This is a genomic window from Micromonospora sp. NPDC000207, from assembly GCF_040300925.1.
In the GTDB taxonomy this organism is placed as follows: domain Bacteria; phylum Actinomycetota; class Actinomycetes; order Mycobacteriales; family Micromonosporaceae; genus Micromonospora.
On the sequence record NZ_JBEPEQ010000004.1, the window covers coordinates 40,244 to 62,355 of the forward strand.

At 69.0% G+C, this 22,112-nt stretch carries 14 protein-coding genes; 6 read left to right on the forward strand and 8 right to left on the reverse strand.

Annotation, left to right across the window (positions count from 1 at the left end; genetic code table 11):
- Positions 1–3: 3 nt before the first annotated feature.
- Both ABT336_RS02510 and ABT336_RS02515 read left to right on the forward strand, forming a co-directional pair.
- A complete protein-coding gene (locus ABT336_RS02510; protein ID WP_350894700.1) occupies positions 4–1,317 on the forward strand; it encodes a hemolysin family protein in 1,314 nt (437 codons plus the stop codon).
- Complete coding sequence (locus tag ABT336_RS02515) at positions 1,317–2,327, forward strand: hemolysin family protein (RefSeq protein ID WP_350894701.1); 1,011 nt, start codon at positions 1,317–1,319, stop codon at positions 2,325–2,327. The genes ABT336_RS02510 and ABT336_RS02515 overlap by 1 nt, the downstream gene beginning before the upstream one ends.
- 181 nt (positions 2,328–2,508) lie before the next feature.
- Here ABT336_RS02515 and ABT336_RS02520 read toward each other — a convergent pair whose 3' ends face one another.
- The gene (locus ABT336_RS02520) at positions 2,509–3,480 is read right to left on the reverse strand and encodes an aldo/keto reductase (RefSeq protein WP_350894702.1); all 972 of its coding nucleotides are present in this window, start codon (positions 3,478–3,480) and stop codon (positions 2,509–2,511) included.
- A gap of 135 nt (positions 3,481–3,615) precedes the next feature.
- On the opposite strand from ABT336_RS02520, the gene ABT336_RS02525 reads away from it, so the two are divergent.
- A complete protein-coding gene (locus ABT336_RS02525) occupies positions 3,616–4,125 on the forward strand; it encodes a MarR family winged helix-turn-helix transcriptional regulator (RefSeq protein WP_350894703.1) in 510 nt (169 codons plus the stop codon).
- Positions 4,126–4,152: 27 nt separating this feature from the next.
- Here ABT336_RS02525 and ABT336_RS02530 read toward each other — a convergent pair whose 3' ends face one another.
- Positions 4,153–5,544: an acyl-CoA synthetase gene (locus tag ABT336_RS02530; RefSeq protein ID WP_350894704.1), complete on the reverse strand. Its 1,392-nt coding sequence runs from the start codon at positions 5,542–5,544 to the stop codon at positions 4,153–4,155.
- 58 nt (positions 5,545–5,602) lie between these two features.
- On the opposite strand from ABT336_RS02530, the gene ABT336_RS02535 reads away from it, so the two are divergent.
- The gene (locus tag ABT336_RS02535) at positions 5,603–5,911 is read left to right on the forward strand and encodes a hypothetical protein (protein WP_350894705.1); all 309 of its coding nucleotides are present in this window, start codon (positions 5,603–5,605) and stop codon (positions 5,909–5,911) included.
- Between the two features lie 76 nt (positions 5,912–5,987).
- Here the strand turns inward: ABT336_RS02535 and ABT336_RS02540 are convergent, their stop codons facing one another.
- Together ABT336_RS02540 and ABT336_RS02545 are read right to left on the reverse strand one after the other, a co-directional pair.
- Entirely contained in the window at positions 5,988–7,223 is a 1,236-nt protein-coding gene (locus ABT336_RS02540; RefSeq protein ID WP_350894706.1) for an exonuclease domain-containing protein, read from the reverse strand.
- Between the two features lie 8 nt (positions 7,224–7,231).
- Positions 7,232–7,933, reverse strand: a complete 702-nt coding sequence (locus ABT336_RS02545) for a DUF6218 family protein (RefSeq protein ID WP_350894707.1) — start codon at positions 7,931–7,933, stop codon at positions 7,232–7,234.
- 949 nt (positions 7,934–8,882) lie between these two features.
- Between ABT336_RS02545 and ABT336_RS02550 the strand changes: the two genes are divergently transcribed.
- Positions 8,883–16,319 carry a LamG-like jellyroll fold domain-containing protein gene (locus ABT336_RS02550; protein ID WP_350894708.1) on the forward strand — a complete coding sequence of 2,479 codons (7,437 nt, stop codon included), beginning with the start codon at positions 8,883–8,885 and terminating at the stop codon, positions 16,317–16,319.
- Between the two features lie 419 nt (positions 16,320–16,738).
- Here ABT336_RS02550 and ABT336_RS02555 read toward each other — a convergent pair whose 3' ends face one another.
- From ABT336_RS02555 to ABT336_RS02570, 4 genes are all read right to left on the reverse strand, one after another.
- The gene (locus ABT336_RS02555) at positions 16,739–17,101 is read right to left on the reverse strand and encodes a hypothetical protein (protein WP_350894709.1); all 363 of its coding nucleotides are present in this window, start codon (positions 17,099–17,101) and stop codon (positions 16,739–16,741) included.
- A 505-nt stretch (positions 17,102–17,606) separates the two neighbouring features.
- A complete protein-coding gene (locus tag ABT336_RS02560) occupies positions 17,607–19,577 on the reverse strand; it encodes an ABC transporter ATP-binding protein (RefSeq protein WP_350894710.1) in 1,971 nt (656 codons plus the stop codon).
- A gap of 335 nt (positions 19,578–19,912) precedes the next feature.
- Entirely contained in the window at positions 19,913–20,521 is a 609-nt protein-coding gene (locus ABT336_RS02565) for a phosphoesterase PA-phosphatase (protein ID WP_502891085.1), read from the reverse strand.
- A gap of 100 nt (positions 20,522–20,621) precedes the next feature.
- Entirely contained in the window at positions 20,622–21,368 is a 747-nt protein-coding gene (locus ABT336_RS02570) for a metallophosphoesterase (RefSeq protein WP_350894712.1), read from the reverse strand.
- A gap of 91 nt (positions 21,369–21,459) precedes the next feature.
- On the opposite strand from ABT336_RS02570, the gene ABT336_RS02575 reads away from it, so the two are divergent.
- Positions 21,460–22,065 carry a CGNR zinc finger domain-containing protein gene (locus ABT336_RS02575; RefSeq protein ID WP_350894713.1) on the forward strand — a complete coding sequence of 202 codons (606 nt, stop codon included), beginning with the start codon at positions 21,460–21,462 and terminating at the stop codon, positions 22,063–22,065.
- The last annotated feature ends 47 nt before the right edge of the window (positions 22,066–22,112 follow it).

Below are 22,112 nucleotides of genomic sequence, written 5' to 3' on the forward strand. Positions count from 1 at the left end.
TGGGTGTTGAGTCTCCTCCTGGGGCTGTTGGTGGTGTTGGCGATCACCGCGGCCACCGGCTACTTCGTGGCGCAGGAATTCGCGTACATGGCCGTCGACCGGTCGCGGCTCAAGGCCCGCGCCGCAGCGGGTGACGCCGCTGCCGGACGAGCGCTGGACGTGACCCGCCGGACCTCGTTCATGCTGTCCGGCGCCCAGCTCGGGATCACCGTGACCGCCCTGTTGGTCGGCTACGTCGCCGAACCGCTGATCGGTGAGTCGGTCGGCACCGCCCTCGGCGGGGTCGGCGTCCCGACCGCCGTCGGCGTCGCCGTCGGGACGGTGGCCGCGCTGCTGCTCTCGACCTTCGTGCAGATGCTGTTCGGCGAGCTGTTCGCCAAGAACCTCGCCATCTCGCGGCCCGAGCCGGTGGCCATCTGGCTGGCCAGATCCACCCAGGTCTACCTGCGGGTGTTCGGGTGGCTGATCGCCTTCTTCGATAGGTCCTCGAACGCCCTGCTGCGCCTGTTCGGCCTGGAACCGGTGCACGACGTCGAACACGCCGCCAGCCGTCACGACCTCGAATACATCGTCAGCGACTCCCGCGACTCCGGCGACCTGCCCGCCGAGCTGTGGGTGCTGCTCGACCGGGTGCTCGACTTCCCCGACCGCGACGCCGCCCACGCGATGGTCCCCCGGACCCGGGTGGATGTCGTGGAGCCCGGCCTGACCACCAAGGAACTCTGGACCAAGATCGCCGGCGGTCACTCGCGCTATCCGGTGCTCGACGACCGCGACGGCGTGATCGGGGTGGTGCACCTCACCGACCTCCTCGCCGTCGACCGCGACAGTGCCGGCACGGTGGCCGACATCATGCGGCCGCCGGTGCTGGTCCCGACCTCGATGCCACTGCCCCGGGTCGTGCAGACCCTCGCCGAGCGGAAAGACCAGCTCGCCTGTGTGCTCGACGAGCACGGCGGGCTGGCCGGCGTGGTGACAGTGGAAGACCTTGCCGAGGAACTGGTGGGGGAGATCGAGGATGAGCACGACGACGCCACCGCGCCCACGTCGCCGGCCGGGCTGGCCGCGACGGACGGCACCTGGGAACTGGCCGGCACGCTGCCGCTGGACGAGGTCGAGCGCGCCATCGGGCATGACCTGCCCGAATCGGACAGCGAGACCCTCGCCGGCCTGGTCATCGAGCTGGTCGGCGAGTTGCCCGCCCTCGGCGCCGTGGCCCGGCTGACCCTCGACGAGGTCGCCCTGACCCTCGAGGTCGTGGAGTTGGAGCGGCACGTCCCGTCGCTGGTCCTGCTGCGGACGGAGGAGAACCGCTGATGGGTAACCCGTGGGTGGTGGTGACTGTCACGGTGGTGCTGATCGTGCTCAGCGCCTTCTTCGTGGCCGCCGAGTTCGCGTTGCTGGCGGCCCGCCGGCACCGCCTCGACGTGCGTTCCGAGCACAGCCGGTCGGCCCGCGCCGCCGTGCGCAGCTTCGACGAGCTGACGGTGCTGCTGGCCGGCTGTCAGCTCGGTATCACCGCCTGTGCGCTCGGGCTCGGCGCGGTGACCAAACCGGCAGTCAATTACGCGTTGACTCCGATCTTCCTGTCCTGGGGCGCACCCGGCTGGACGGCCGACGCGACCGGTTTCGCACTGGCGTTGCTGGTCGTGACCTTCCTGCACCTGGTCATCGGGGAGATGGCTCCCAAGTCTTACGCCATCGCCCATCCGGAGAAGACCGCAATCGCCCTGGCGCTGCCGATGCGTGCCTTCATGTGGTTCACCCGCCCGATGCTGCGTGTCCTCAACTCTAGCGCCAACTGGTGTCTGCGCCGGGTCGGCGTGGAACCCCGGGACACCATCGCCACCGGCCAGAACGCCGCCGATCTGCGCCACCTGGTCGAACACTCGGCCAACGTCGGCGCGCTCGACGCGTCGTACTCCGCGCAACTCACCGAGGCCCTCGACCTCGACCAACTCACCCTGGCCGACCTCACCGGCCCGGAACGTGAGCTGACCGCGGTGGGGACGGCCGACACGGTGCTGACGGTCCGCGCGGTGGCCCGCGACACCGGTCACCTGCGGGTGGTCGTCCTGCACGACGGCGCGGCCGTCGGTGTGGTCCACGTCCGCGACACCATGGACCAGCCTGACGACCAGACAGTCGACGAGGTGATGCGCGACGTCCTCGTGCTCGACGGCTCGACGCTCGCCTACGAGGCCCTGGCCACCATGCGGAGCACCCGCCACCACCTCGTGGTGGTCTCCACCGCGAACGGCCCGGCGGTGGCCACCCTGACCGACGTGGTCGAGCGGTTGCTGCGAGCCCCCGCCGGGGCCCGCTGACCCTCCACCCCACCCGCCGGTACGCGAACAGGCCGGGACGCTGGGCCGGTGTACCCGGAGACGGGTCACAGCCAGTCGTGTTCGCCACCCGACTCTTCGGTTGGAAACCCCGTGATCGTGGTGCCTCGCTACGCCACTGTGCGCCGAAGAGGTCGGGGCGCCGGGGTCGACCGGCGCGTGGTCAGCGGTTCAGGGCAGCCATGTCGGCCTCGGCGTGGCGGTCGCCGGACGCCGGTGTCAGGTTGTCCAGCCGGGTGATCTGGTCGGGGGTGAGCCGGATGCGGTCGGCGGCGCTGTTCTCCTCGATCCGGTGGACGCGCCGGGTGCCGGGGATGGGCGCGATGTCGTCGCCCTGGGCGAGGAGCCAGGCCAGCGCGACCTGGCCGGGTGTCGCCCCGGCCTCGTCGGCGACCTCGCGGACCTCGTCGACGATGCGCAGGTTCCGGGTGAGGTTGCCGCCGGTGAACCGGGGGTTGCCACGACGCCAGTCGTCGGCGTCCAGGCCGTCGAGCGAGCGGATGTCACCGGTGAGGAAGCCGTGCCCGAGCGGTGAGTAGGGGACGAGGCCGATCCCCAGCTCCCGCAGGGTGGGCAGGACCTCGGCCTCGGGATCGCGGGTCCACAGTGAGTACTCGCTCTGGACGGCGGCCAGGGGGTGGACGGCGTGGGCCCGGCGGATCGTGGTGGCGGAGGCCTCGGACAGCCCGATGTGGCGTACCTTGCCGGCGGCCACCAGTTCGCCCAGTGCTCCCACCGTCTCCTCGATCGGTGTGTCGGGGTCGACCCGGTGCTGGTAGTACAGCTCGATGTGGTCGGTGCCGAGGCGCCGCAGGGAGCCGTCGACAGCTGCCCGGACGGTGGCGGGTGTGCTGTCCGGGCCTGGTCGGCCGGTGTGGGAGACGAGGCCGAACTTGGTGGCCAGGACCACCTCGTCCCGACGGGTCCGGATCGCCCTACCCACCAGCTCCTCGTTGACGTGGGGCCCGTACACCTCGGCGGTGTCCAGATGGGTGGCACCGAGGTCCAACGCGCGCTGGATGGTGCGTATCGATCCATCCTCGTCGCGGCCCGCGCCGGTGTAGAACGCCGACATCCCCATGGCCCCGAGGCCGATGCGCGAGACGGTGAGGCTGCCCAGACGTGCGGTTCTCATGTGTGGTCCTTCCCTGGATCGACTACCTGCGCCGCGTCGCCCGGCCGGGAGGCGTCGACAAGCCATGAACTTGATGCTTCAACATCTGACCACACCTGAACTTGAAACGTCAACAACTGGCGCTAGGGTGGGGGTATGACGACGAGCGCATCGGCGGGCGATGCCGGACCGGATACCGGAACCCGCTGGCTGAACCCCGACGAGCTGGCAGCGTGGCTGGCGAACTCCGCGATCATGATCAGGCTGCCCGCCGCCCTGGACGCGCGGATGCAGCGCGAGGCGGACCTGACCTTCTTCGAGTACATGGTGCTCTCGGTCCTGTCCGAGGAGCCGGAACGCACGCTGCAGATGAGCGAACTGGCCGCACGGACGTCGGCGTCACTGTCGCGGCTCTCGCACGTCGTCGGACGGCTGGAGAAACGTGAACTGCTCCGGCGGTCCCGGATCCCCGGCTCCGGCAGACGTACCGTCGCGATCCTGACCGAGGCCGGTCACCGGGTGGTCGTGGCGGCGGCACCCGGGCACGTCACCGCGGTCCGTGAGTACCTGATCGACGAACTCGACGGCCACGAACTCGCCGCGTTGCGCCGCATCGGCACTGCGGTCGCCGCCGCCATCGACAGCGAACGGCAGCTCGGTCCGTGACCCCGACCAGGTGTACGCGCTGTGGGTTCAGTGGAGCAGCGCCTTCTGGACCTTTCCCATGGCATTGCGAGGGAGTTCGGTCACGAAGCGGACCTCCCGGGGACGTTTGTGGGCCGACAGGGTCCGTGCCACGAAGTCGATCAGATCGGCGGCGTCGACGGTGTCCGCCACCACGTACGCCGTGATCTGTTGACCGAGGTCGTCGTGCGGGGTGCCGACCACCGCGGCCTCCCGGACCGCAGGGTGCGCGAGCAGGGCGTTCTCCACCTCGCCGGCGCCGATGCGGTAACCGCCGCTCTTGATCAGGTCGGTGGAGCGGCGCCCGGCGATGCGATGCCAGCCGTCCGGGTAGACCGCTGCCAGATCGCCGGTACGGAACCAGTCGCCGTCGCGCTGGGCGGCGGTGTCCTGCGGCCGGTGCAGGTAGCCGTCGAAGAGCATCGGGCCGCGTACCCACAGGTCGCCGACCGCCTCGCCGTCGGCGGTGACCTGCCGGCCATCGTCGTCGAGAACCCGGGTGTCGACCCCGGGCAGCGGCAGGCCGACCTGCCCGGGTCGGCGGTCGCCGTCGGCGCGGCTGCTCAACGTGATCAGGGTTTCCGTCATCCCGTAGCGCTCGACCGGGCGGTGACCGGTCAGCTCGTGCAGTCGGTGGAAGACCGGCACCGGCAGCGCGGCGCTGCCGGAGACCAGCAGGCGGCTGCCCGCCAGCGCGCCTGCTGATCCAGGGTCGGCGCAGATCCGCGACCAGACCGTCGGTACCCCGAAGTACATGCTTCCCCCGGCCGCCGCGTACGCCTCGGGCCGGGGACGGACGGTGTGGGTCAGGCGGCAGCCGACCCGCAGGACGCCCAGCACCCCGAGGACCAGACCGTGTACGTGGAACAGCGGCAGCCCCTGCACGAGATGGTCGTCCGGGCTCCACTGCCAGGCGTCGACCAGGCCGTCCAGGCCCGCCTCGACCGCCGCGTGCGACAGCAGTACGCCCTTCGGCGCGCCGGTCGTGCCGCTCGTGTACATGATCAGCGCGGGGTCGTCGGGTGCCGGAGCGGGGTGTCCGGTGTCCGACCGGCGGAGGAGGTCGACGGGCACGACCGGCACCGTCGTCGGCAGCGCCGTCCCGCGCGCCGCGAGGACCACCGACGCCCGGGAGTCGCCGAGAATGTGCGCGACCTCGGCGTTGCCGGAGTCGGGGGGCAGCGGCACGACCGCGACGCCCGCGAGCAGCGCCCCGACCATCGCCACCATGGTCTCCGCTGTGGGAGCGGCGTGCACGGCCACCACCCCGGTGCCGGAGACGTCGTCGGCGACGGCGCGGGCGCAGGCCAGCAGCCGTTCCCCGGACAGCGTCTCGTCGCCGACCCGCACCGCGTCCGGCACGTCAAGCAGATGGGCGGAGAGTCCCGCGAGCAACCGCATCCGCGTCTCCTTCCAGGACACCCTGTCGTCGATCCCTGTCGAACCGTACCGCCGACCGATGGGACTACGGCACGAGAGGACGCAGGCCCGCAACGCCTGGGGGGCCTCCACGGCCCCGGTCTCGCCCCGACGCAAGCAGGACTCCTCGCCACGGCTGCACATGCACGTCCCGCAGTCCCCGGTCGGGATCCCCGGAGCCCGGCGCGACGCACGGGTCGCCGCACTGCGCCGTCTGAGCGAGAGCACGTTCACCGAACTCCGCAGGGGACCCTCGACCAGCAGTACGTTCGTCCGCCGCCCCGGCTACTACACCACCGGTCTCTACGGCGTACGGCACTTTCGGTCGACCTGCGTGTCGAGCCGGTGAGCTGACTCGGCCGGCGCCGGTCAGCCCACCGGCACCGGCACCCTGGCGAGATCGAGCGCTCTACAGGATCCAGCCATCATGAGGCTGTGGTGGGTGTCCCGAGGTTGAAAAGCATCCGTTTGTAGGCGGCAGGGTGCACGATCGGAATGCCGTACTGGTGAGCCTTCTTGGCTTTTCCCGACATGGTGTCGGGGTCGGCGGCCACGAGGAGGCGGGTCTTCTTCGTGATGTTGTCACCGACCTGTAGCCCTGCTGCTCTGGCTTCCTCTTCCCATTCCCACCGTGGTGGCTGCATCGCGCCGGTGAAGACGACAGTGTCCCCGGGCTGAAATTTCCATGTGTCGACTCGGCGGCGTTGCTGGGGGATGCCGCCTGTGCATGCGGCCGCCAGGGCATTGTCGACGTCGCAACGTTGTAGACCGAGCAGCTCGGCTACCTGGTCGAGGTCGTGGCGCTCGGAGGCGGTCACGATGCCGTCTTCGACGGCGACCTGTGCCAGTCCGGCGAGGTAAGCGCGGTGCAGATGCTCGACATCGGCGCGAGCGAGCCCGATCGTCTCCGCCGTGGCGACGAGAGCGTCGGCCTCGGTGGCCGAGATGTGCCGGTCGAGTAGGGCTCGGTCGAGCAGGTCCAGGTACGCATCGCCCTGGGGCTCGTTCAGCCGAGGTAGCCGATCGACAAGTCGAGCCAGGAAGTGCTGTTCCCGGCTTCCCGGAGCGCGACGGTGAACCGGGGCCACCTGCCCTACGGGTATGGGTGGCCACGTGAGCGTTGTGGCCGCCGCGAGCGCGGGGGCCCAGGGAGGTGGGTTCCCGGTTGCGGTGAGGTAGTGGCCGAGCAGTTGGGCGGCAGCGCGGGCGTCATGCAAAGCGGAGTGCGCCTGATATGGCGGCAGACCGGCGATGCGGCAACAGTCATACAGGCTTCGCCCGACCGACGGCAAGAAGTGCGAAGCCAGCCGCATGGTGCACAGGCCGTTCGTTGGGTCGAGCGGCACCTGGATCCCTACGCGTTGGTACTCGGAGAGTAGGAAAGAGACATCGAAGTGCAGGTTGTGTGCGGTCAAAACCCGGCCGCGAAGCAACCCGGCAAGGTGGCCGGCAAGCTGCTCGAACCGGGGCGCCCGTCTCGCCTCGGTGGCGGAAATGCCATGGATGACCTGCGGGCCGAGGTCTCGGTCCGGGTTGACGAGGCTGCACCATTCGTCGGTGATCTCACCGGCCTCGTCGACGTGCACGACGGCAACCTCGACGATGCGGTCGTGCCAGCTGGTACGCAGACCGGTGGTTTCGAGGTCGATGACTGCGTACATGACGCCCCCTACACCTGTGCCATGTCGACGCTGCCGACGCAAGCACGCAGTCGCGCCAGCCATCGCGGTGGCAGCGGTTGCAGCTCACCCAGCGACCGGAGATAGGTGCGGCGAAATCGCGCCTGCTCGGTGTCTTGCCATAGCTGCGCCGTCGTGGCGACAGCCGAGGTCAGCGCCAGGGCGGCCGCAGTGACCGGCGACGCGGCCACAGTGCGTTCGTCTGCCCGCTGTCTGAGTACCTCCGGGTCCGGCATCTCCGTCGCCCAGACGAGCGGGGCGAGCTTCGTCTTCGTCACCGTGCGGTGCCGTTCAACCGCCTCGGCGTAGCTGTTCCGGTGCTCGCTGATCTCGTTCAGAAGTTCAGGAATCGTGAGAATGTTGTTCCGCAGCGCGGCGACCAGGGGGGTGGGTAGCAGGTCACTGATCCTGTCGAGAAGGTTTGTCGGCGCATCATCGGTCCAGTCGACCAGGCATCTGTCCTTCAGCGTCCACATGATTCGCCGCAGCTGATCGGGGTCGCCCTCAAGATCTTTGAAGCGTACGACCCACGCGCCACCGGCGAGCCCAGTTGGACTGAGCCGCCAGATCGCCAGGGCTTCGACACCGTCGTTGTCACGGCCTACGGCGAGGACACCGTGACCGCGGCACCCAGGCACGTAATCGATCGGTACGGACTGCTCAGTAGCGGCGGTGTCCACTTGTGACGTCATGCGCGTTCCTTTGTGATGACGGTGCGAGCGAGCATTGACTGTAGGTCGCACTGCTGGCGCGCCGGATCAGCTGGAGAACTGACCTGACCTCCCCCCAGGGTGGGGAACGATGTGTCCGATATCCGTGACATCGGTCCGTCCATTCCGCCAGAGATAGACCGGTCGGGGCTTCCACAAGATCCATGCATCTCCACGGGCTCGTCCGGGTGCGGGGTGGCACGCGAGTGCGCCGGCCACGGCAGCAGAGCGGACGCCGGGACCATCGGCACACAAGTCAGGGTGGACGTGGAGGAGGTGGTCCGCGCTGACCTGCGGACAGCACTCCCTGCTGATCGTAAGCGGTCATGGCGAGTCCGACTGCTCGGTGATCCACTCTGCGGGCTGCTGCTGGTCGAGGTGCGACAGCGCGTGCAGTCCCTTGCGCCAGAAGGAGTCGAAGTCCGGTCGGGATCGAACGGCCTGCCCCGGCAGTGTGTGGGCAACTGGGCGGGCGTCGGGGGTGGCGGAGGCGGTATCGGCACGTACCTGTGATCGCAGGCTGCCGGGTGATCATTTTCATGCCTGTCAAACCTTGACCGAAAATGAACTCCATGCACCTAAGGCGACTGTGCGGATGCTTAGTGTAACGAGCGAGGTCGGTCGGGGGGATCCTGTCCGGCTGCCCGCAGGCGGTGCCGCCGCGCCCCGTGAGCAGCCCTGATCCTCTGCGGAGAACTCCGTGTCTCGGCTGGCGGGAGGGATGGGATCCCGTTGCCGAGGGTGATCTTGTCGGCGGCGAGGGCGGCTTCCGTCCCATTTGTTTAGTCAGCGACCTTATGCCGGTCAGGAACCCCATATGGGCAGCGGATTTATCGGCTGCAACGTCGCTCGTCAAGACGTTGATCACTTTCTCATGATCCTTCTAGGCTGCGCTGAATTTTGGTGTGTACCGGCTTGAGGGAGGCTGACCGTGCAGGAACCGTGGATACGGGGTGGCGTGTTCGTCACGTTGACAGGCGACGGGATCGTTCGATGGTTAAGACGGGCCGTAGTGCTGACGGTGACGGTGTCGTTGGCCGTTACCCTGTCGGATGTCCCGGATCGAATTGGTCGCCCGGCTGCGGCTGCGCCGAAGCCGGTCACGGTCCCCGAGGTCACGCCGTCGTGTCCGGTGGATCGCTCGGACGAGGTGTCGGCGGCGGTGGCGGCGCGCTTGTGCGGTGAACGGGTCGAGGTGGCGAACCGGCGGTCGGAGACCGTGCAGGTGTTCGCGAACCCGGACGGCACCCTCACCCAGGAGCAGGCCCTCGCCCCGGTCCGGGTGCAACGCGGTGACAACACCTGGGTGCCGGTGGACCTGACCTTAAGGCGTCGCACCGACGGGACGGTGGTACCGAAGGCGCACGCCCGTGACCTGAGTTTCGCCGGTGCCGCCCAAGCCCAGGGCGAGCACGAGGTCGTCTCGCTGGGTCGGGGTGCCGAGCAGACCGGACTTGCCTGGTCCGGTCCGCTGCCGGAGCCGGTCCTCGACGGACGGACGATTACCTATCCCGACGTGCGTCCCGGCGTCGACCTGGTGTTTCACGCACATGCGAGCGGCTTCGAACAGCACTTCGTGGTGAAGGACCGCGCCGGCTTGGCGCAGGTGCGCAAGCTGACGTTGCGGATGAACACCGGCAAGCTCACCGCGACAGGCGACGGTATGGGTGGTCTGGTCCTCAAGAACTCCCGCGGCCGGCGGGTCGGTCAGGCGCAAACGCCGATGATGTGGGACGCGAAGCTGTCTCCGAACTCCGGTCAGCATCTCAATCTCGCGCCGGTCGCACTACGGACGAAGCCCGGGGGTAAGGGGCGCACGCTCCTGGAGCTGACGCCCGACGCGGATTTCCTGGCCCGCGAGGACCTGGCGTTCCCGGTGACGATCGACCCGCCGACCTCGCTGTCGCCGGCATTCGACGCGTTCGTGCAAAACAGCTTCTCCAGCGACCAGTCCGGAGCCAGCGAGCTGCGGCTTGGTCACTCCAACGACGGCGGCTCGTTCACCGCCCGCTCGTACCTGCGGTTCAACACCACCGGTTTCGCCGGAAGCCGGATCATCACGGCGAAGTTGCGGCTGTGGAACTTTCATTCCTGGTCCTGCACGGCTGCCTCGTGGGAGGCGTGGCGCACCGACTCCGTGACCTCGACGGTGCGGTGGACGAACCAGCCGACTGCACGGGCAAGGGTCGGTACATCGACCGAGACCAAGGGTTACAACTCGGGCTGCAACGACGGCTACGTCTACATCGAGGTCGGCGGAGCGCTGCAGCACAGCGCCGACAACAACCTGTCCAGCGCGAGCGTGATGCTGCGCGCCACCTCCGAGTCGGCCACGGCGGGATGGAAGAAGTTCGACTCGGCCGAGGGCGGCCGTCCGCCGCTGGTGACGATCACCTACAACAGCACCCCGGCGACGCCGTCCGCACTAGCCGTCGCCCCCTGCTACACCGCGTGTACGGCGGGGGCACGGACCGCGTCGTTGCGTCCGACGCTGTCGGCGAAACTGACCGACGCCAACGCGGGACAGACGTTGCAGGCCGAGTTCGAGGTGCGCAACAAGAGCACCCAGGCGATTGTCTCCACCTCGGGCCTCCGGTCGGGTAGCCCGGCGTGGACCAATGGATCTACCGCCTCCTGGCAGGTGCCGGTCAACCTTGCCAACGGCACGGCGTACGAGTGGCGGGTCCGCGGCAAGGACCCGCACACCTATGGGGCCTGGACCGGGTGGACCACGCTGACCGTGGACACCACCAAGCCGGGCGTGCCGTTCGTGTCGGCGGCGATCTACCTCAACGACGGACAGCCGCACGGCGGTGCGGAACAGCCGGACACCTTCACCTTCACCCCGGCGAGTGGCACGAACGACCTCTCCGCCTTCGTGTACAAGCTCGACTACGAGGCGAGCGCGACGACGGTCGCTGCCACCGCCGCAAAGTCGGTGACGCTGCGCCCGCGCGACGGCCAACGGACGCTGACTGTGCAGGCGAAGGACTCCGCGGGCAACCTGTCCGACCCGAACCTCTACGTTTTCAGCGCCGGTAACGCGGCGTTGGCACAACCACTGCCCGGCGCCACCGTCGTCAAGCGCACCAAGCTGGAGATCACCACCCCGGTAGCCGGCTACACCCGGACGTACTTCGAGTATCGGCGTGGACCGGGCGGCGCGGTGCTGCCGATCCCGTCGGCGAACCTGACCTCCGCCACCGGGGCCCCGGTCACCGCCACCGCGGCCACTCCGGTCACCCTTTCGTCGTTGGACGGGTACGCGATCTGGAACGCCACCGACACCCTCGGCCTGACCGGCGGCGTGGTGGAAGTACGGGCCCGCCTTTACACCACCAGCGGCACCACGCCGACGTACACCATCCCGTGGGTACAGGTGCGCGTCGACTCCAATGGGGCCGATGCTGCCAGTGACGAGGTCGGTCCCGGTTCGGTGAACCTGCTCAACGGCGATTACTCGCTGTCCGCCACCGACGCCGACGATCTGGGCCTGTCGGTGTCCCGCACGTCGTCGTCACGTGACCGCAACGGCGGCTACCTTCCGATGGGTCAGCGGCTGACGCCGAACCAGCAGCAGATCTCCACCAACCTGACAGGCTTCACCGTGCCGGGCACCTCCTCGGCTGTCCGCTCCACCACGCGCGGTCAGGGCGAGACGACGCCGACCGATTCGCTGGAGATCATCCCGGTCGCCACCGGAAGCAACGACACCTACGTGGCGGTCGGCGGCGACGGAGGGGCGATGCGGCTGGGTATGACCGCCGGCAGGACGTACCGGATGACCGGCTGGATCTACGTGCCCGCCACCACCGGGCTCGTGCCCGAGAACACCCACCGGGGCCTGCGGATCGTCGGCTTCCACCGGGTCGGCGGCACCTACACCGAGGTCGTCTCCCCGATGGCCGCCTACACCGACGGGTGGCAGGAACTGTCGGTTGCCATGACCGTGCCGGCCGGTGCCACCGAGGCGTTCTTCCGCCTGTACAACGGCGCCCAGGGTGGCTCCGGCCGCCGGGTCCACTGGGACAACCTGTCCTTCACCGAGATCGTGGCTCCCTTCGGCCCGGCATGGTCCGGCGGCGCGACCGGTGGAGCGGCGGACGTCGACTACACCACTCTCGACCTGCCCGAACCGTCCATGGCCGTGGTCAACACCATGGACGGCGGTTGGATCACCTTCGCCAAGAACACCGACGGCACCACCTTCACCCCGGAGCCCGGTGCGGAGGGCATGGTGCTGAGTCGGGTGGGCAGCAGCGCGTACCGACTGTCGGACATTGACGGCACGATCACCGAGTTCAGCCAGCAGGGCGACGTGTGGGCGGCCAGCTCCTCGTGGACGGCGGAAGCACACACCACGACTCGCTACACCTACGACACCGCCAACGACCGGCTGCTCCTCAAGAAGGTGATCAACCCGGTCGAGCCTGGCGTCGACGACACCGACAACTGCGCCACCGCCACCCCGAAACGCGGCTGTGAGGTGTTGGAGTACGAGTACGCCACCACGACCACCCCGGGGCTGAGCCAGACCGTCTTCGGCGACCACACCGACCGGGTCATCGGCGTGAGACTGTGGGCCTGGGACCCCGACACCTCCGCGATGACCGCCACCCACATCGCCCGCTACGCCTACGACGAACTCGGCCAACTCCGTGAGGTCTGGGACCCGCGCGTTGCACCGGCGTTGAAGACGGCCTACGAGTACGTCGAGGGCCGCGTCGTCAAAATCACCCCGGCGGGTGAGCTGCCGTGGCACGCCGACCATGGCAACCCCGACGTCGACTCGGCGGCTCTCCGCTGGGACCTCGACGCCGGCACCGGGACCGCCGTGGCCGACTCCTCCGGGAGTGACCGCAACGGCACGATGGCCGGTGGCGTGACCTGGGGTCAGGGCAACGACCCCGACAACTCCGCCGACCGGGCCGCCGTCTTCACTGGCGGGTCGGGTCAGCAGGTGGGTGTGGCCGGCTCTGCGCTGTCCAACACCGCCTCCTACACCGTCTCGGCCCGGGTACGCCTGAAGACCAAGACGGCCAACCGCACCGTCCTGTCCAAGGACGGATCCCGTACCAGCGGCTTCTTCCTCAACTACATCGCCGCCGACGACCGGTGGGCGTTCTCCCGTGTCAGCGCCGACAGCGACAGCGCGAGCCCCATCCGGGCAACCTCCAACACCGCACCAACGGCCGGCCGGTGGACTCACCTGACCGGCGTCTACGACACCGCCAGTGGCCGGATGAAGCTCTACGTCGACGGAGTCCTGCAGAACACCACCGCCGCGGTCGGCGGCTGGAACGCCACCGGCGGCTACGTGATCGGTCGCGGTAAGTGGGCCGGTGCCGCCGCCAACATCTGGGACGGCGAGATCGACGACGTCCGTATCTACGGCAAGGCCCTCACCGACGACCAGGTCACCGACCTCGCGGGCGACGAGAACGCCGGCCGGCTGCTCCGCGTGCGCCGCGCTGCGCTGCAACAGGGCTCCAAGACCGACACCGACGGGGAGGTCGCCACCAACGTCGTCTACAACGTCCCACTCACCCAGCTGACCGGCGGCCCCTACAACCTCAACCACACCGCCATATCCGCCTGGGGCCAGGTCGACCTGCCCACCGATGCCACGGCGGTGTTCGGCCCGGAGGACGACCCCGGCCGCAACAGCGCCACCCCGGCGGCACCTGGCACCAACGGCTACCGGTACGCCACCGTCCACTACCTTTCGGCCGGTGGCAAGGAGGTCAACACCGCCACCGCCGGCGGCCACATCGACACCCAGGAGTACGACCGCTTCGGCAACGTCGTTCGTAGGCTGGAGGCGACCGACCGGGCACTGGCGCTCGGTACCCTGCCCGACGCCGACACCCATCTCGCCGAGCTGGGCCTGGCGGGATCCGACACAGCCAGTCGGGCACTTGCCCTGTCCACCGTCAACACCTACAGCACCAACGGCATCGACCTACTCGAAACCGTCGGGCCGACCTCGACCCTGGTGCTGGAGAATCCCCTCGACGATCCGGACGACAGCGGGCCGCTGGAAGCCGTCCCCGCCGGCGCCACGGTCATCGGCCGAGCACGAACTGTCAAGGCCTACGATGAGGGCAAGCCCGACGGTGCCGCCTACCACCTGCTGACCCGGGAGGCCAAGGGCGTGCAGGTAGATGGCTACCCCGACACCGATGTGCGGGTCAACAAGACCGGCTACGACGCCGAGTACGGCGGAGTGTCCGGATGGACGCTGAAGAAGGCCACCAGTCAGACGGTTGACGCCGTCACCGGCGGTGGGAACCTCACCTCCCACACTGTGCACGATGCCGCGGGGCGGGTGATCAAGCTGCTGGAGGTCGGCTCGACGGGAAGCGACGCGAAGGCACGAGAGACCATCTACTACACGGCAGGGGCGAACGGTACGGACAGTGCCTGTGGCAACCGGCCGGAGTGGGCTGGGCAGCCATGCCTCACTCAGGCAGCAGGGGCGGTCACCGGGCACGATCCGGCCAGGATGGCCACCCGGTTGCCGGTCCGTCGGGTCACCGCCTACAACCGCTACGCGCAGGAAGCCGTCGTGACCGAAACCGCGGCCGGCAAAACCCGAACCACCACCACCGCCCACGACACGGCCGGCCGGATGACCAGCAACGCGATCGTCTCCGACGAAGGAGCAGCGGTCGGCGCGATCACGACCACCTACGACCCGGAGAACGGCCAGGTCAACAGCACCACCATGGGAACCGGCACCATCAGCCAGCAGTACGACAACCTCGGCCGGTCAGTGTCGTACACCGATGCAGACGGTGCGACGACGGTGACGGAGTTCGACCGCTTCGGCAACCAGGTGAAGGTATCTGACCCCACCGGGCACAAGACCTACGCCTACGACAGGGCGATCGAGCCGCGCGGCCTGCTGACCAGCGTCACCGATAGTGTTGCTGGAGCCTTCACCGCCAGGTACTCGCCAGACGGACAGTTGACCGAGGCGACCTACCCCGGCGGATTGACCCGTAGAGATCGGTTGGATGCGAATCTGCAGCCGGTGGAGCGGACCTACACCCGCGACTCCGACGGCGAAGTCATCTACTCTGAATCGGTGGTGGAGAACACTGCAAGCCAGTGGGTGAACCATACGTACACCGGCGGTAGTAAACACCATCGGTACGACCGACTGGGTCGCCTGACCCGCACGCAACACGACACCGCCCTGACCGAGGGATGCGTCACCCGCACCTATCGCTACGACGACCGCTACAACCGGAGCGACGTGTGGTCCTACTCCCCGGGTGAGGGCGGCGAGTGCCAAGAGGACACCGCCGCCGAGCACGTGGAGGCCGACTACGACACTGCCGACCGCGTGACCGACTCTGGATACGTCTATGATGCCTTCGGCCGTACCAGAGGCGTGCCAGGAGGGCTGAGTAACTCCTACTTTGCCAACGACTTGGCGCAGCGGCAGCAGTTCGGTGACTCGCGCCAAACGTGGACTCTGGACCCTGCGCTTCGCTTCCGGTCGTCAACCACGGAAATGCTGGTGGACGACGAGTGGGGTGACGCGATGAACAAGGTGAACCACTACGGTGATGACTCAGACGAGGTGGCGTGGGTCGGCGATGGCTCAACCGGTAGCATCACTCGTAACGTGTGCGGCCCGGACGGTGATCTCGCTGCGACGACATCAGCAACCGGCGATGTCATCCTCCAGTTGACGAACCTGCACGGCGATGTGGCGGTTACCATAGATGTGGCCATGGCCGAACCGGAGTTGTTCGATTACGACGAGTTCGGCATGCCGACGGCGGCGCAATCCAATCAGCGCTACGGGTGGCTGGGAGGTAAGCAGCGTTCCAGCGAGGCGCTGGGCAACATCATCCTGATGGGTGTGCGCCTGTACAACCCGGCCCTGGGTCGTTTTCTCCAGGTCGACCCGATCTATGGGGGAAGCTGCAACGCATACGAGTACACCTGTGCCGATCCGATCAATGCGACCGATTTGGACGGCAAGCGGAGATGCTCGAGGTGGGCCAGGTGGGCCTGCCGGGCCTACAACAAGGGGCAACGCGCGGTACGTACCACTCGAAATGCCGTGCGCTTCTCGAGTGGCACCTATCGAGCGAATCGCAACTGCTGGTCCGGAACATCAGGCGGCAACTGCGGACGTAACAGCCACCATGCCAGGGTCGGTCGCTCCATGAACCGTAGCGTCAAACGTGCCTGCCGTGCTTACACCAGCGGCCCGTCCTGGGGCTGGGCAGGTGGGGCTGGAGGCTACGCGGCGGCGGCGAAAAAGTGGGGATGGCGAGGCGCGCGGGTAGCCGGAAGGGCGAGCTGGGCCGGTTGGACAGTAGAGGGCGTATGTTTCCTGTACAAGTGACGAGGGCGTGAAGGTGATGAGAACCGGTTGGATTCTGGCAGGTGTGGGATTTACGCTCTGGGCTCTTTCGCCCTTGCTCTGGGTGGCGGGAATCCTCGATCTTGATGTGAGTCTGTTCCTCGGTTCTACCGCATTGCTTCCCTGGGCCACTTACTCGAGCATCAAGCGCCCCAGTGATCGTGAAAAGCCGCACCTCGGCGGTGGCAGTAAGCGATCAGAGCGATAGCGTCACCTGACGTTGCAGCCACCCCGCAGTCCCTTCGAGGGTTGCGGGGTGGCTGGTCGCGTTGCAGCGCACCAGGTGCACCTGATGGGACGTCATCTGCCCTGCGGTGATCGGCTCGACGGATTCGACGTGACAGCGGCAGGCGAGGCGCGTTCGCCTACGGTGCGACAGGTCGTCGGTGCTCGGTCGTGGGTCAGCAGTTGCCGAGCTTGTCGTTGCGCTGCACGGAGGTCCAGGCCAGCCGCTCGCCGGGCACGTTGCGTACCGAGTAGGGCATTCCGTCGTGCTTCGCGAGTTCCTGCGCGTACTCGTCGCTGACGACGTAGACGTGCAGTTCGAAGTTCTGTCCCGCTGACGTGGAGTCGCCGACGACGACGCGGCTCGCCCGCCAGGTGTCGGCGGGGTCGAAGTGGAGTGGCTGTTCGTAGAAGTAGTCCGAGTGACCGGCCACGCGCACGAAGACCACCGCTGTTCGCCCACCGGCCGGCTCGGTTCCGGTGCCGGAGACGTCCGAGCAGTTCGGCACCACCTTCGGACTGGTGATCGCGAATCGCACCGGCGGCGTCGGGGGCTCCGGTGGCGTCGTGGGCGGTGGCCGGGTCGTGGGCCCTGGCGGTGTCGTGGGTTCCGGCGGGTTCGTCGTCGACGGCGGGGTCTCGGGCGGGCTGCTCGGTGTCCCCGGTGGAGTCGGTGTGTCCGGCGGAGGTGGCGTCGGGGCAGGAGGTGACGCGTGACTGACCTGCGGGTCGGAACCCGGTCCGTTCTGTTCGTTCTTCACGAGGTACGTCGGCACGGCCGCCGCGACACCCACGACCAGCGTAGCCAGCACGCCGAGCGCCGCCACCTGCTCGGCGGGTTTCAGCGAACGCCACCATCGCCGCATCCATGCCCTCCTCCGTCAGCAGGCACGCGGGCGTTCAGTACACCCGGTGGAGGCACATTCGCGTTCCCGCAAGTCGCATTACCGACCCTGAGCCGGCCCGTGACGACGCCACCTGGGCAGGGATGCGGGGGCGTACGCACAACCGACAGCGGATCGGTACGTCCGACGACATGCCGGGTCAGGCGGGTGTGGTCTGGCGCGGTGGTGGGGCGGTGGTGGGTGGGGAGGCGTGGTAGCCGGCGGCCTGGAGGGCGAACAGGTCCGCGTACCGGCCTGCGGCGGCGACGAGGTCGTCGTGGGTGCCGGATTCGACGAGGCGACCGTGGTCGAGGACGTAGATGCGGTCGGCGTGCCGGACGTTGGCGAGCCGGTGGGTGATGAGGATGGTGATGCCGTGTCCGCGGCGGTCGCGGATGGCCTGGAAGAGGGCGTCCTCGGCGCGGGGGTCCAGGGCGGAGGACGGTTCGTCCATGACGAGGAGGTCCGCGTCGCGGAGGAAGCCCCGGGCGGCGGTGATGCGTTGCCACTGGCCACCGGAGAGGTCCTGGCCGCCGGCGAAGGTGCGATCGAGGAGGGTCTCGTAGCCGTGGGGGAGGTCCGTGATCATGTCGTGGGCGACAGCGCGGGCGGCGGCGGCTTCGATGTCGTGTCGGGCGGGGGTGGTGGTGACGTCGCCGATGGCGATGTTCGTGGCGGCGGTGAAGGGCCACTTGTGGTATTCCTGCGTGACGACTCCGATGCGGTTACGGAGGTCGTCGGTGTTCCAGTCGGTCAGGGGACGACCGTTGTAGCGGATCGTGCCGCTGGTGGGGGTACGCAGGGTCGAGATCATGGTGGCGAGGGTGGACTTCCCGGAGCCGTTCTCGCCGACGAACGCGACGGTCTGTCCGGCTTCGATGGTGAGGGTGACGTGGTCGACGGCGGGGGTGTCGCGGTCGGGGTAGCGGAGGCTGACCGCGTCGACTGTGATCTGCCGTAGCCGCTGCGGGTGGGTGTCGTGGTCGGTGGTGTGGGGGTGGGGAAGGTAGTCGGCGGCGCGGGTCATGAACCCGGTGTAGTCGCGGAAGTGTTGGCCCTCGGTGTAGACGCGGTCGACCTGGAAGGTGATCAGGGACAGCGAGCGTTGGGCGGACTGGACGGCGATCACGCAGGTCGCGGCGGCGGCGAGAGGGATCTGACCGTCGATGAGCAGCAGGCCGAGCAGGACGTAGACGACGGCGGTGGCGGTCCCGCCGATCATCGCGCCGACGGTGGTGGTCGTGGTGACCCTGCGGGCGAGGGTGAGTTGGATGCGGGTTTCGACGCCCATGACCCGGTCGTACTGGTCGAGGAGGAACCCGCGCAGCCCGTAGGTGCGCAGTTCGGGGGCGGAGTCGCGTTCGGCCATCAGCCGGTGCAGCAGCCACAGGCGGCGGCGTCGGACGGATCCGGCGGCGTAGGTCTGGTAGCGCAGGTGCCCGGCCCGCAGCGACGCCCACGCGTTGGGGACGGTGGCGACGAGCAGGGCGAGCAGCAGCAGCGGGTGGATGACGACGACGGCGACGGCGATGGCGAGGACCCCGGCGACCCCGGCGAGCAGGTTCATCGAGGACTGGACGAGTCCGGTGGTGGAGTCCGCGCCACGGGAGGCCCGTTCCATGTCGTCGGCGAAGGCGTCGGCGTCGAACGCTTCCAGCCGTACGGCGGTGGTCACCTCGAACAGTCGGCGTTCGACCTCGCAGTCGACCTTCGGGCTGAGCCCGTTCTGCGCGTACCCCATGGCGGTGGCCATTCCGGCGCGCAACATGGTCACCGCGGCGAGGGCGGCGAGGGCGGGGAGGGCGGCGACCACCTTGTCGGGGGTGGGTCCACCGGCGAACAGTTCGACAAGGACCCGTTGGGCGGCGAGGAGCCCGAACGCTGACATCACCCCCGCTCCCACAGTGGTCGCCGCCACGACCGAGGTACGGATCCGGTCGGCGCGCCAGCTCACGGTGAGGGCGGCCCAGACCAGGCGGGGCAGCTCGGAGAAGACGGCGAACAGGCCGGCCTGTGCCCGGGCCCGTACCCCGGTCTCCCACCACATCTCCCGCAGCTCCGGCAGCACGGAGTCCTGCGCTGCTGGTTCGGAGTCTCCGGGTGACTGGGTGGAGTGGTCCGTTGTCGGCATGGCGGTACCTCCCGGAGGTGAGTACGGCTACCTGTCACACCCGCCGGTACGCCGTCGGGGCGAGTGGTCCGACGACGGTCCCGTCGCAGTTCGGGCCGGTGGGGGAGCCCCGACGTCCGGGGGCACCAGAGGACCGTAGGACGTCGACAGTCCGACACGCCCGAGGCGTCGCGGGCCGACATTGTCGGCAGCCGCCCGTCCTGACTTTTCGCCAAAACTCCGACATCACTCCACGGTGTGGCCTCGGCCCCACCGACCGGGCGTCGGCGGCCGTGTTCCGCAACGGTGACCGGCCCCGGCCGGTGATCGAGCCGGGCCGCCCACCCGGAATGGGGTCACCGCAGGGCGAGGAAGGCCGCCACGGCGACCGGCCCGCCGACGACGGTGCCGGCGATCACCTGGCCGAGGGTGTGCTCACGTAGGCGGACGCGCGACCAGCCGACGAGCGCCACGACGGGCAGCGACGCGAGGAGCACGGGGCCGAATTCGATCACGAGGATGCCGGCCGAGCCGGCGGCGACCGCCGCGTGGATGCTGAGTTTCCACACGAGGTTCACGGCGGTCACCGCCAGGCCGAGTGCGAACATCACGACGACGATCGCGGTGACGGGTCCCGGGGCGTCGAGGCCGACCATCAGGGCCAGCCCGACCAGGACGGAGACCAGGCCGAACATCAGCGGCGTCCTACGCTGGGCGCGTACCCGGATGTGGTGGTCGGTGAGGTGGCCCCGGCGTACCCCCCACCAGATCAGGGTGTTCGGGACGACGCTGCAGAACAGGGCGCCGACGAGTCCCCAGGCGAGGCCCACGCGAGACGGTGAGGTGCTGTGGAAGCCGATGACGATCGGCATCGCCGCAGCCAACAGCGCGGGCGCGAAGACCTCGGTCACGGTGCGGGCCGCGCGGTGGGTCGGCGGCCGGAGGGGGTCGGTGGCATCGCGCACGCTCCGCATTCTGCCTGTCCCTCTCCTTCCGGGTCGGGCGACCGACCGGACGGTGGTGCTCACTTCAGTGCGGAGCGGACGCCTGGCGCGCCGACCCCGGTCAGACCACCACACGGTAGTGGGTGGTGAGCAGCCCCGCGTCGTCGTACACGTGGAAGGCGACGCCGGGTGGCTGCTGCCTGTCGGTGAGCGGCCCGTCGCCCTCCCACGGCATCCGCAGGGTGGAGACCACGCCCGGCGCTATGCGCAGGGGACGGCCGGCGAAGGTGCTCGCGGCGGCGGTGTGGAAGTGGCCGGTCAGCACGGCGACGACCTGCGGGTGGTCGGCGACCAGGTCGGCGAGCGGGTCGGCGGGGAGCAGCCGGGAGTCGTCGATGACCGGGTGGTGCAGGGCGACCGGCGGGTGGTGGAAGGCGACGAAGACGGGTACGTCGGCCGCCGTGGAGGCGAGCTGGTCGCCAAGCCAGGTCATCGTCTCCTCGTCCAGGTGCCCGTCGGCGCGCCCCGGGACGCTGGAGTCGGCGAGCAGGAAGGTGGTGCCGGCGAGGTCGTGGCGGCTGTTGATCGGGCGGTCACCGCCGCCGGTCTCGCCCAGAAGCCCTCTGCGGTACGCGTCGCGCACGTCGTGGTTGCCGGGGCAGACCAGCACCGGGTGTGGGGAGGCGAAGAGTTCGGCGGCGAGTTCGTACTCGGACACCTGCCCGTGGTCGGCGATGTCCCCGGTGATCAGGATGGCGTCGACCGGGCGGGCCAGGTGGTGCAGGTAGTCCATGACCCGGGTGGTCCGCTCCGCTGAGCGCGGGTGGTGGTCGAGGTGGGTGTCGCTGAGGTGGGCGATGGTCAGCACGATTCCCCCTAATGGAACTAGCCGACTTGAGCATTAGGGAAGCTACACTGGCATCCTGGAGATCCACAACCGACACCACGACGGGAGACCCATGTCCAGCCAGCTCACGCTCGCCCTGGCCGGCACCATCCGGCACGACGGCGACGGCGGCGTGACCGACGACCTCGCCGACACCCCAGGGCTCGCCCGCTGGCTGTCCGAGCAGGCCGAACCGCTGCGCCGCCACGACGACGACCTCGCACCCCCCACCGACCTGCCCGACGAACAGACCCGGCTCGACGTGGTGGCGCTGCGCCGCGCCGTACGCACCCTCCTGGCCCGCGCGGTCGCGCCGGCCCCACCCAGCCGGGCCGACCACTCGTCACTGCTCACCCCGGCTGACGCGGTACGACACCTCAACGACGCCGCCGGAGCGCTACCCACCAGCCCACGACTGCACTGGCCCGACGACGCGGCACCCACCCTCACCCGGCACCCGCCCCCGGCGCCGCTACGGACCCGGCTCACCGCGGCGCTGGCCCGCGCCGCCGCCGACTTCCTCGCCGGCCCCGACCGGCAACGGCTCCGCGCCTGCCCGGCACCACGCTGCGTGCGCTACTTCCTCCAGGACCACGCGCGCCAACAGTGGTGCAAACCGTCCTGCGGCAACCGGGCCCGCGTCGCCCGCCACTACCAACGGCACCAGGCCGAACGGTAGTTCGGCGGCACCCTGACGGCCTCGGATGTCCGGACCGGTCCGGCCCT